Here is a 10,921-nt window from a genome sequence, read left to right as displayed (position 1 = left end):
GTTCTCGGCCCACACCAGCGCCTTGAAGCCCTTCGCGTCGAACTTCTTCAGCAGGTCCTGGCCGATCGGGCCGTCCAGCACGGCGCGTGCATGCGCCTTGTCGCGGAACAGGAAGGGCACATCCAGGATCTTGGTCTCCGGCACGAAGTTCGGCACCGGGCCGGTCGACGTCAGCGTCAGTTCCTGGGTGCCGAGCTGCACCGCTTCCATCGATTCGCGCTCGCCACCCAGCGCTCCGTTGTAGAACGTCTGGATCTTGTAGCGGCCGTTGGTGCGCTTCTCGACTTCCTTGGCGAAGGTGTCGATGCCCACGCCCTGGTGCGAGTTCTGCGAGGTCGAGATGCTGATCTTCATGACCGTCTGGGCGGCGGCGCCGGCCACCAGGCCGAACGCGAGGCTCACGCCGACGAGCACTTGCGAGAGTTTCACTGCTGTCTCCAGTACAAAAAAGGACTCGGCAATTCTGCCAGAGAAAGAAAGTTGTCCGACAACTTTGGGCTCAGGGAAAACGAGCCCATCCGCGCGCCCACCGCCCGCGAGGGGCCGCGTGCGGCCGCTACATGTTTGCGTAGTTGGGACCGCCGCCGCCCTCGGGCGTGACCCACACGATGTTCTGCGTGGGATCCTTGATGTCGCAGGTCTTGCAGTGCACGCAGTTCTGCGCGTTGATCTGCAGGCGGTCGCCGCCGTCCTCGTTCTTGACGAACTCGTAGACGCCGGCCGGGCAGTAGCGTCCTTCCGGTCCCGCGTACTTGGCCAGGTTCACCTGCACCGGCACCGCGGGGTCCTTCAGCGTGAGATGCGCCGGCTGGTCCTCGGAATGGTTGGTGTTGGAGATGAAGATCGACGACAGCCGGTCGAAGGTGAGCTTGCCGTCCGGCTTGGGATAGTCGATCGGCTGGCATTCGGCCGCCGGCTTCAGGTACACGTGGTCCGGATGCTGGCGGTGGATGGTCCACGGGATGTGGCCGCGCAGCACGAACTGCTCGATGCCGGTCATCAGGGTCGCGACCGAGCGGCCCTTCTTGAACCATTGCTTGAAGTTGCGCGACTTGTTCAGCTCGTCGAAGAGCCAGGAGCGCTCGAAGGCCTCCGGGTACGCCGCGAGCTCGTCGCGCTGGCGGCCCGCCCGGATCGCCTCGTAGGCGGCGTCGGCGGCGAGCATGCCGGTCTTGATCGCGGCGTGGCTGCCCTTGATGCGCGAGGAATTGAGGTAGCCGGCTTCGCAGCCCACCAGCGCGCCGCCCGGGAACACCGTCTTGGGCAGCGACAGCAGGCCGCCGGCCGTCAGCGCGCGGGCACCGTAGCCGACGCGCTTGGCGCCCTGCGGTCCCTCGAAATACCAGCGGATGTTGGGATGCGTCTTCCAGCGCTGGAATTCCTCGAACGGGCTCAGCCACGGATTCTTGTAGTCGAGGCCCACCACGTAGCCGCACGCGACCAGGTTGTTCTGCATGTGGTACATGAACGAGCCGCCGTAGGTGTCGTCGTCCAGCGGCCAGCCGGCGCTGTGCAGCACCAGGCCCGCCTTGTGGCGCGACGGGTCGATCTCCCACAGCTCCTTGATGCCGATGCCGTAGGTCTGCGGGTCGCGCCCCTCGTCGAGCTTGAAGTGCGAGATCAGCCGGCGCCCGAGGTGCCCGCGCGAACCCTCGGCGAACACGGTGTACTTGGCGTGCAGCTCCATCCCGAGCTGGAAGTTCTCGGTCGGCTCGCCCGCCTTGCCGATGCCCATGTTGCCGGTGGCAACGCCCTTCACGGCGCCGTTCTCGTCGTACAGGACCTCGGCCGCGGCGAAGCCGGGGAAGATCTCGACGCCGAGCGCCTCGGCCTGCTGCGCCAGCCAGCGGGTGAAGTTGGCCAGGCTCAGCACGTAGCAGCCGTCGTTGTGGAAGCAGGCCGGCAGCATGAAGTTGGGCGTGCGGCTGGCGCCGGTCTCGGTCGTGAAGAGGAAGATGTCCTCGGTGACCGGCGCCTCCAGCGGCGCGCCGCGCTCCTGCCAGTCGGGGAACAGCTCGTACAGCGCGCGCGGGTCCATGATCGCGCCCGACAGGATGTGCGCGCCCGGCTCCGAGCCTTTCTCGAGCACCACCACCGACACGTCCTGGCCGTGCTCGGCGGCCAGCTGCTTGAGCCGGATCGCGGTGGACAGTCCCGCCGGTCCCGCGCCGACCACCACCACGTCGTATTCCATCGCTTCACGCGGTCCGTACTGCGCCAGGATTTCTTCGTTCGTCATAGGGCTCTCGCTGATAATGTCTGTTCGAAAACGGTGCGCGGTCCGGGGCGTCGCAACGCATTGCATTCTATGGCGGGGGCGACCAGAATCGAACGGCCGTTCGCCTTCGCACCGGCATTCTGGCAGGAGAGTCCCGTGAGTTACAGCATCGATCTATCGGGCCGCGTCGCGTTCGTGACCGGCGCTTCCAGCGGCCTGGGCGCGCAGTTCGCGCGCACGCTGGCACGCGCCGGCGCCGCCGTCGTCCTGGCCAGCCGCCGCGTGGAGAAGCTGAAGGACCTGCGCGCCCAGATCGAGGCCACCGGCGAGGACGCGCACGTGGTGGCGCTGGACGTCACCGACGTCGACAGCATCAAGTCCGCGGTGGCGCATGCCGAGACCGAGATGGGCTCGATCGACATCCTGGTGAACAACTCCGGCGTCAGCACGACGCAGCGCATCCAGGACGTGAGCGAGGAAGAGTACGACTACATCTTCAACACCAACGTGCGCGGGGCGTTCTTCGTGGCGCAGGAGGTGGGCAAGCGCATGCTGGCCCGCTCGCGCGGCGCTGCGCCCGGCACGTTCACGGGCGGGCGCATCATCAACATCGCGTCGATGGCCGGCCTGAAGGTGCTGCCGCAGATCGGCGCCTACGCCATGAGCAAGGCCGCCGTGGTGCACATGACCAAGGCGATGGCGCTGGAGTGGGGCCGCTTCGGCATCAACGTCAACGCGATCTGCCCCGGCTACATCGACACCGAGATCAACCACCATCACTGGGACACCGAGCAGGGGCGCAAGCTCATGCAGATGCTGCCGCGCAAGCGCGTGGGCCAGCCCGAGTGGCTGGACGCGCTGATCGTGATGCTGGCGAGCGACCAGAGCCACTTCATCAACGGCGCCGTGATCGCCGCCGACGACGGCTTCGGGGTCTGACGCGTGCGCATCGAGATTCCCGAGCGCAAGAAGCTCGTATACGAAGCGCGCCTGCCGATCCGCTGGGGCGACATGGACGCGATGGGCCATGTCAACAACACGACGTACTTCCGCTATCTCGAGACGGCGCGCATCGACTGGGCCCGCTCGATCGGCTGCCGGCCCGACCCGCAGGGCCACGGGATCGTGATCGTCAACGCGTTCTGCACCTTCTACAAGCAGCTCGAGTATCCCGGCGACGTCCTGGTGAAGATGTACGTCAGCGACGTCGGCCGCACCAGCTTCGAGAGCTGGGCGACCATGGAGCGGGCGGACGATCCGGGCGTGGTCTATGCCGCCGGCGGCGCGACCACGGTGTGGGTCGATTTCCCGGCGCAGAAGTCGGCGCCGCTGCCCGACTGGTTCCGCGCGCACCTGGAGTGAGCCGGCCGGCCGCCGCCGGCCGCGGCCCGGCGCGTCACTTCTGCTTCGGCACGCGGCCCATCAGGTAGAACTCCGGATTGGGCTGCATGTTCGAGAAGCTCGCCATGCGGTTCGACAGCCCGAAGAAAGCCGTGATGGCGGCGATGTCCCAGATGTCCTCGTCGGAGAAGCCATGCGCGTGCAGCGGCGCGAAATCGGCGTCGTCGATCTCGTGGGCGCGCAGGCAGACCTTCATCGCGAACTCGAGCATCGCCGTCTGGCGCGGCGTGATGTCGGCCTTGCGCCAGTTCACCGCCACCTGGTCGGCGACCAGCGGCTTCTTCTCGTAGATGCGCAGGATGGCGCCATGCGCCACCACGCAGTACAGGCACTGGTTGGCGGCGCTGGTGGCGGTGACGATCATCTCGCGGTCGCCCTTGGTGAGCGAGCCGCCTTCCTTGAGCATCAGCGCGTCGTGGTACGCGAAGAACGCGCGCCACTCGGCCGGCCGGCGCGCCAGCGCCAGGAACACGTTGGGCACGAACCCGGCCTTTTCCTGCACCTCCAGCACCTTCGCCTTGATGTCATCGGGCAGGTCCTTCAGTTCGGGGGCGGGGTAGCGGTTCGTCGTCATGGCAGATCTCCGTTGATGCGTGGCAGCGTAGCGCGTTTGCCGGCGCGCTGCTATCGAGCGCGCGACTGCGGATCGGGCCGTGGTGCCATGGAGCTCAGTCGCCGGCCATCAGCTTGTGCACCAGGTCGGCCGTCGTGTTCGCCTTGTACTTTCGCATCAACCGGGCGCGGTAGATTTCGACCGTGCGGTGGCTGATCGCGAGCGTGCGGCCGATCTCCTTGGACGTCATGCCGTCCAGCAGCCGGGCGGCGACTTCCCGCTCGCGGGCCGTGAGCTCCGCTTTCACCGGCCGCTGCGAACTGAGGTCCTCGAACGCCCAGATGCCGGCCTCGTGCGGCGCTTCGCGGTTGAGCGCGCGCCCGGTCACGTGGCACCAGAAGACCTCGCCGTTGGCGCGCTTCATGATCCGGTCGTCGGAGTAGTGGCCCTTCGCATTGAGGATCGGCGCCATGCGCGCCCCCAGCCGCTCGTACTCGTCCGCGCTGGGATAGAGCACCTGGAACGACTGGCCGATCAGCAGTTCGCGCGACGCGCCGAACATCTCGCACAACTGTTCGTTGCAGTCGACGATCGCCCGGTTGCGCGACACGCACAACCCGACCGGCGCCAGGTTGAAGGCAAGGCGATAGTCGACGTCCATCGGGCTAATCTCTAGGGAAAACTACGTAACTCATTAGGTAGTATGGTACCGTCGTTCAGGCCCACTGCCACCCGGTTCCCGATTCAGGAGACGCGCTCGTGAACAAGATCTATCCATCCGCCGCGGCGGCGCTGCAGGACGTCGTGCGCGACGGCCAGCTGATCGCCGTCGGCGGCTTCGGCCTCTGCGGTATTCCGGAGGCGTTGATCGATGCGCTGCGCGACAGCGGCGCGAAGAACCTGACCGTCATCTCCAACAACGCGGGGGTCGACGGCTTCGGGCTCGGCAAGCTGCTGGAGACGCGCCAGATCAGCAAGATGATCTCCAGCTACGTCGGCGAGAACAAGGAGTTCGAGCGCCAGTACCTGGCCGGCGAACTCCAGCTGGAGTTCACGCCGCAGGGCACGCTGGCCGAGAAGCTGCGCGCCGGCGGCGCCGGCATCCCGGCCTTCTTCACCAAGACCGGCGTCGGCACCATCGTGGCCGACGGCAAGGAACTGCGCGAGTTCGACGGCGAGACCTACGTGATGGAGCGCGCGCTGGTGCCCGACGTGTCGCTGGTGAAGGCGCATGTCGCGGACCGCTCGGGCAACCTGCAGTTCCGGCTGACGGCGCGCAACTTCAACCCGGCCGCGGCGATGGCCGGCAGGATCTGCATCGTGGAGGTGGAGCACATCGTGGAGACCGGCGAGCTGGTGCCGGACCAGATCCACCTGCCCGGCATCTACGCGCACCGCCTCGTGCTGAACGCCCATCCCGAGAAGCGGATCGAGAAACGCACCATCACCGAAAGAGCCTGACATGCGCTGGACCCAGGAACAGATGGCCGCCCGCGCGGCCCAGGAGCTCGAGGACGGCTTCTACGTCAACCTCGGCATCGGCATTCCGACGCTGGTGGCCAACTTCGTGCCGCCCGACAAGGAGGTCTGGCTGCAGTCGGAGAACGGCATGCTGGGCATCGGCCCGTTCCCGACCGAGAACGAGGTGGACGCCGACCTGATCAACGCCGGCAAGCAGACGGTGACGACCATCCCCGGCTCGTCGATCTTCGGCAGCCACGACAGCTTCGCCATGATCCGCGGCGGCAAGATCAACCTGTCCATCCTGGGCGCGATGCAGGTCAGCGAGCACGGCGACCTGGCCAACTGGATGATCCCGGGCAAGATGGTCAAGGGCATGGGCGGCGCGATGGACCTGGTGGCCGGCGTCAAGCGCGTGATCGTGTTGATGGAACACGTCGCCAAGAAGAAGGACGGCACCGAAGACCTGAAGATCCTGCCCAAGTGCACGCTGCCGCTGACCGGCGTCGGCGTCGTCGACCGCATCATCACCGACCTGGCGGTGATGGACGTGACGCCGCACGGCCTGAAGGTGGTCGAAATGGCGCCCGGCGTGACGATGGACTATCTGCAGTCCAAGACCGGCGTGAAGCTGCACTGAGCGGCCTCGGCTGGGCCCAGGCTGCGCCGGCCGGCGCAGCTTTTGTTTGCAGGGGACGCGTTTGCTTACCGGCGGTCGATCGCCGCTGACAGGCGGACACTGCCTTGGCCTGCATGGCCGATCGCGCCGCAACCCCGACGATTCCCCCCAGGCCGGATCGACCGGCGCAGGGGAAATCGCATGAAGACCTGGAGATCGCTGTTGCTGGCGGCCGTGGCTGCCGGCGCCTCCTGGCAGGCCCTGGCCTGCTATACCGTCTACGACAGCGCCAATCGCGTGATCCATCGCTCCAGCGTGGCACCGGTGGACATGAGCCGCCCCTTGCACCAGACGGTGCCTCAGCGATTCCCGGGCGGACAGCTGGTGTTCGACCACGACACCAGCTGCCAGGCCGTGGTGCCGCCGGCCGCCGCGCTGCGTGCCCGCTCCGCCGGCAGCGCGCCCCTGCTCACGGACAGGAGCACGGCCGAGGCGATGGGCCTGCGCTACTCGGCGCTGTCGCGCGACATCGTGCTGGTCGCGCCGCAGCAGGCGGCGGTGGCCGTGGCGGCGCTGCCGGCCCGGCCGGTGGTGGTCCCGCAGCAAACCGTGGCCCGTGCGGCCGCGAATGCCAGGCCGGCGACGGTGATCACCGAACTGCGCGATCCGCCGGTCACCATCGTCGAGCGTCCGGACGGCGTGACGGTCAGCGCCCTGACGCGCTGATCAGCGAAAAGGCCGGCTCAGGAACTTCGAGCCGGCCAGGCCGAAGCGCCAGTGCACTTCCATCGCCTTGGAGATGCCGATCCGCGGCCCGACGGCGATCTCGTGCCGACCGGTCGCCGGCAGCACCTCGAACGGCGGCCGGTCGAGCCGGTGGCCGTTGAGTTCGCGCGTGATCCCCAGCGCCTGGCCCACCCGCCCCGGGCCTGAGCACAGCAGGCGCACATCGTCGAGTCCCCGGCGTTCCTGCATGGCAGCAATGCCGAACAGCGGTTCGATCGCGCGGATCAGGACCCCGGCGCCGTGCCCTTCTTCGCGACAGACGAAGTTGAGGCACCAGTGAATCCCGTACGAGCGATAGACATAGGCGCGCCCGGGCGGGCCGAACATGGCGGCATTGCGGTCGGTCGGCCCCGAAAAGCTGTGGGAAGCCGGATCGGCCCGGTCGTACGCTTCGGTTTCGACGATCCGGCCGCCGACGCCGTCGACCAGCAGGGTGGCGCCGATCAGCGCGCGCGCCATCTCCTCGGAATCGCCGGCGAAGTCGCGGGGTTGGAGCAGCCGCTTCACTGCCGGGCCTCGCTCCGGCCGGCGGCGACTCGACCGCGGCCGGGGAGAACAAGTTGGCAAAGAGCGAAGTTTTGGCGCCGGTTCATCGGATCGGTTGGTCGCTGCAGGGGGAAATACTGTATAAACAAACAGTATTGCCGGTCCATGTCATGTCTCGCGCGTCCCTCTCCAGGCTCGATCCTTCCACATTGCCCCATGTGTGGCGGGTGGGCGATCTCGCGCGCGAAACAGCGACTGTAGCGGCTGGCCATCCGGCGCTGGACGAGGCGCTGCCCGGCGGCGGCTGGCCGGTCGGCTGCCTGGTGGAAGTGCTGCAGCGGCGGCCCCAGCAGCATGTCTGGCAACTGCTGCGGCCGGCGCTCGCCACCGTGCTCGCACGAAGCAGCGGCCCGGTGGTGCTGGTCGGCCCGCCGCTGCAGCCGTTCGGGCCCAGCCTGCAAGGACAGGGCCTGCCGGCGCAACGCCTGCTGTGCGTGCACGCCGATGGTGCCGGGGCTCGGTTGTGGGCGGCGGAACAGGCCCTGCGTTGTGCCCAGGTCGCCGCCGTGCTGGCCTGGCTGCCGGTGGCCAGGCAGGAGGAACTGCGCCGCCTGCATCTGGCCGCGCAGCAGCAGCAGCGGCTGCTGTTCGTGCTGCGGACCTGGAAGGCCCGCCACGAATCGTCTCCGGCCCCGGTGCGGCTGCTGCTCGATGGCGTGGACCGCATGGAAGTGCAGGTCCTCAAGCGCCGCGGCCCGCCGCTGGTCCATCCCTTGCAGCTGCCGGCCGTGAGCGGCCGGCTCGCGGCCCTGCTCGAAGCCAGGAAAGCGCGGCGGCCCGCCGCCGGTCCGCAGCCCTCGCCAGCCGGCGTGCCGGAAAGATCGCATGTACTGGATCGCACTGCAGCCGTCCAATGACCAGGAGCGCGCTGCGTGGGGCTGGCGTTGCCTGCAATTCACCCCCCGCGTCGCGCTGGTCGATGAAGCCTTGCTGCTGGAAGCTTCGGCTTCGCTGCGCCTGTGGGGCGGACGCAGGCAACTGCTGCGGCTGCTGATCGAGCAAGCGCCGCCGCTCGCGGCCGCGGCCTGGGCCGAGGCGAGAACTTCGCTGCAGGCGCTGGCGCAATTGCGAATGCACACTTCGGGCCGGCCGGGACCCCGGCTCGCTGCCGACGAGCTGCCCTTGCACCTGCTGACGGCGGCCCGCGAGCATGTGGGCACGCTGGAGCGGATCGGCTGCCGGACCTGGGGCGATGCGCGGCGGCTGCCGCGTCCCGGCGTCGCCCGGCGGTTCGGTGCGGCGCTGGTGGAGGCCCTGGATCGGGCCTATGGCGAGCGGCCGGAAAGCTATCCCTGGCTGGAACTGCCCGCATCGTTCGACCTGAAAGTCGAACTGCCGGCCCTGGCCAGCGACGCACCCGCGCTGATGTGGACCGCGCAGCGGTTGTTGTCGCAACTGCAGGTCTGGTTGCAGGCGCGCAACCAGGCCGTGCTGGCCTTCGAAATCGAATGGACGCTGGACCTGCGCCGGCTGGACGGCGTGCAGCTGCCCTCGCACCAGCAGCTGGTGGTCCGCACGGGACAGCCGACCCAGGATGTGGCCCACCTGCGGCGGCTGCTGGGCGAGCACCTTGCGCGCGCATCGCTGGCGGCGCCCGCGAACCACCTGCGGCTGCGCTCCATCGAAACCGTGCCATGGGCGGGCGGCAGCAAAAGCCTGCTGCCGCAGGACAACGTGACCGGAGAAGCCCTGCACCAGCTGATCGAGCGGCTGTCGGTGCGGCTCGGCGCCGGCAACGTGGTGGTCGCCCGCCAGCATGCCGACCATCGCCCGGAGCACATGCAGACATGGTGTCCCGCCAATGCGGCGTCCAGCGCCGGCGCGAATCGCAAGGCGCCCCTGCCATGCGACGCGCTGTACCCGGCCTGGCTGCTGCCGCAGCCGCGGCGGCTGGAAGTCCGCGGCGAGAAGCCGCAGTACCAGGGGCCGCTGCGGCTGCTGGCCGGGCCGCAGCGGCTGGAGACGGGCTGGTGGGACGGCGGGGCGCCCGGACCGGCCGTGCGCGACTACTTCATCGCCCGCAGCGACCACGCCGGCCTGCTGTGGATCTATCGCGAGCGGCTGCCCCAGGTCCAGGAGCACGGCGAAACCGTGCGCTGGTATCTGCATGGCGTCTATGCCTGAAGGGCGCAACCGTGAGCACCGGTTCGTTTTCCCTGCCCGGGTATGCCGAGCTGCATTGCCTGTCCTGCTTTTCCTTCCAGCGCGGCGCCTCGCATCCGGCAGAGCTCGTCGATCGCGCGTGCCAGCTGGGATATGCGGCCCTGGCGATCACGGACGAATGTTCCGTCTCGGGCGTGGTGCGCGCGCACACGGCGTGGAAGGAGCTCGAGCCGGGGCGACGCGCCGGTTTCCGCCTGATCCTGGGCAGCGAATTCCGGCTCGATGGGTTCCGCCTGGTGGCGCTGGCCCGCAATACCAACGGCTGGGGCAACCTGTGCGAGTTCATCACGGCGGCCAGGCGCGACGCCAGGAAAGGCGAATACAGCGTGAGCCGCGCCCACAGCGACTTCACGCTGCTCGACGACTGCGAGATCCTGATCGCGCCCGAGCCGCAGTCGAACCAGGAGCGCGAAGCGGCGATCGGGCGCGTGCTGGAGATCGCTCGCTGGGCCCGCAGCCGGTTCGGGCCCCGGGCGTGGCTGGCCGCCGAGCTCCTGCAGGCGCTCGATGACGACCTCTGGCTGCACATCCTGCAGCAGGCGGGCGCGGGCGCCGGGGTGCCGCTGCTGGCCGCCGGCGACGTCCACATGCACGTGCGCTCGCGCAAGGCCTTGCAGGATGTGATGGTGGCGGTGCGCGAAGGCAGGCCGGTGGCCGACTGCGGCCTCGCGTTGCAGGCGAGCGCCGAGCGGGCGCTGCGCTCGAGGATGAAGCTGGACGCGCTCTATCCGCGCGAACTGCTGGACAACACCCTGGTGGTCGCCAGCCGCTGCGAATTCGATCTCGAGTCGATCAAGTACCAGTATCCGCTGGAAACCGTCCCGCCCGGCATGACGCCGGCGCAGGCGCTGCGTCGTTTCACGATCGAAGGGGCGGGGCGGCGCTATCGCCGGGGCGTGCCGTGGAAGGTGCGGCGGCAGCTGGTGCATGAACTGCGGCTCATCGCCGAGTGCCGCTACGAGATGTATTTCCTCACGGTGTACGACATCGTGCGCCACGCCCGCGAGCAGCGGATCCTGTGCCAGGGTCGCGGTTCGGCCGCGAACTCCGCCGTCTGCTACTGCCTGCACATCACCGAAGTGGATCCGAGCCGGGCGGCGCTGCTGTTCGAACGCTTCATCAGCAAGGAACGCAACGAGCCGCCGGACATCGACATCGATTTCGAGCACGAGCG

The 10,921-nt window shown here is 68.4% G+C and carries 13 protein-coding genes; 8 read left to right on the top strand and 5 right to left on the bottom strand.

Annotation, left to right across the window (positions count from 1 at the left end; genetic code table 11):
- Both dctP and VNT59_RS15315 read right to left on the bottom strand, forming a co-directional pair.
- On the bottom strand, nucleotides 1-429 hold a 429-nt coding region (dctP, locus tag VNT59_RS15320; protein ID WP_325499584.1), incomplete at its 3' end, for a TRAP transporter substrate-binding protein DctP.
- Between the two features lie 127 nt (nucleotides 430-556).
- A complete protein-coding gene (locus tag VNT59_RS15315) occupies nucleotides 557-2,239 on the bottom strand; it encodes an electron transfer flavoprotein-ubiquinone oxidoreductase (RefSeq protein ID WP_325499582.1) in 1,683 nt (560 codons plus the stop codon).
- A gap of 135 nt (nucleotides 2,240-2,374) precedes the next feature.
- On the opposite strand from VNT59_RS15315, the gene VNT59_RS15310 reads away from it, so the two are divergent.
- Nucleotides 2,375-3,157, top strand: coding sequence for an SDR family oxidoreductase (locus VNT59_RS15310; RefSeq protein WP_325499579.1), 783 nt, complete (start codon nucleotides 2,375-2,377; stop codon nucleotides 3,155-3,157).
- Nucleotides 3,158-3,160: 3 nt separating this feature from the next.
- Nucleotides 3,161-3,580: a thioesterase family protein gene (locus VNT59_RS15305; protein WP_325499577.1), complete on the top strand. Its 420-nt coding sequence runs from the start codon at nucleotides 3,161-3,163 to the stop codon at nucleotides 3,578-3,580.
- A gap of 34 nt (nucleotides 3,581-3,614) precedes the next feature.
- Here VNT59_RS15305 and VNT59_RS15300 read toward each other — a convergent pair whose 3' ends face one another.
- Together VNT59_RS15300 and VNT59_RS15295 are read right to left on the bottom strand one after the other, a co-directional pair.
- The gene (locus tag VNT59_RS15300; RefSeq protein WP_325499575.1) at nucleotides 3,615-4,193 is read right to left on the bottom strand and encodes a peroxidase-related enzyme; all 579 of its coding nucleotides are present in this window, start codon (nucleotides 4,191-4,193) and stop codon (nucleotides 3,615-3,617) included.
- Nucleotides 4,194-4,287: 94 nt separating this feature from the next.
- Nucleotides 4,288-4,833, bottom strand: coding sequence for a PAS and helix-turn-helix domain-containing protein (locus VNT59_RS15295; RefSeq protein WP_325499573.1), 546 nt, complete (start codon nucleotides 4,831-4,833; stop codon nucleotides 4,288-4,290).
- 98 nt (nucleotides 4,834-4,931) lie between these two features.
- Here VNT59_RS15295 and VNT59_RS15290 point away from each other — a divergent pair, with 98 nt between their 5' ends.
- The 3 genes from VNT59_RS15290 (at nucleotide 4,932) to VNT59_RS15280 (ending at nucleotide 6,978) form a co-directional block, all read left to right on the top strand.
- Nucleotides 4,932-5,633, top strand: coding sequence for a CoA transferase subunit A (locus tag VNT59_RS15290; RefSeq protein ID WP_325499571.1), 702 nt, complete (start codon nucleotides 4,932-4,934; stop codon nucleotides 5,631-5,633).
- A 1-nt stretch (nucleotide 5,634) separates the two neighbouring features.
- Entirely contained in the window at nucleotides 5,635-6,273 is a 639-nt protein-coding gene (locus VNT59_RS15285) for a CoA transferase subunit B (protein ID WP_325499569.1), read from the top strand.
- 180 nt (nucleotides 6,274-6,453) lie between these two features.
- Nucleotides 6,454-6,978 carry a hypothetical protein gene (locus VNT59_RS15280; RefSeq protein ID WP_325499567.1) on the top strand — a complete coding sequence of 175 codons (525 nt, stop codon included), beginning with the start codon at nucleotides 6,454-6,456 and terminating at the stop codon, nucleotides 6,976-6,978.
- Here the strand turns inward: VNT59_RS15280 and VNT59_RS15275 are convergent, their stop codons facing one another.
- Nucleotides 6,979-7,545 carry a DNA-3-methyladenine glycosylase gene (locus tag VNT59_RS15275; protein WP_325499565.1) on the bottom strand — a complete coding sequence of 189 codons (567 nt, stop codon included), beginning with the start codon at nucleotides 7,543-7,545 and terminating at the stop codon, nucleotides 6,979-6,981.
- A gap of 149 nt (nucleotides 7,546-7,694) precedes the next feature.
- On the opposite strand from VNT59_RS15275, the gene imuA reads away from it, so the two are divergent.
- From imuA to VNT59_RS15260, 3 genes are all read left to right on the top strand, one after another.
- Nucleotides 7,695-8,441, top strand: coding sequence for a translesion DNA synthesis-associated protein ImuA (gene imuA, locus VNT59_RS15270; RefSeq protein ID WP_325499563.1), 747 nt, complete (start codon nucleotides 7,695-7,697; stop codon nucleotides 8,439-8,441).
- Nucleotides 8,410-9,708, top strand: coding sequence for a DNA polymerase Y family protein (locus tag VNT59_RS15265; protein WP_325499561.1), 1,299 nt, complete (start codon nucleotides 8,410-8,412; stop codon nucleotides 9,706-9,708). The genes imuA and VNT59_RS15265 overlap by 32 nt, the downstream gene beginning before the upstream one ends.
- Nucleotides 9,709-9,719: 11 nt before the next feature.
- The coding region (locus tag VNT59_RS15260) for a PHP domain-containing protein (RefSeq protein ID WP_325499559.1) at nucleotides 9,720-10,921 on the top strand (1,202 nt) is incomplete at its 3' end.

The sequence above is a fragment of the Ramlibacter sp. genome (assembly GCF_035554825.1).
In the GTDB taxonomy this organism is placed as follows: Bacteria; Pseudomonadota; Gammaproteobacteria; order Burkholderiales; family Burkholderiaceae_C; genus Ramlibacter.
The sequence above is the reverse complement of the archived record's forward strand: the minus strand, read 5'-3'. Positions and strand labels throughout refer to the sequence as shown.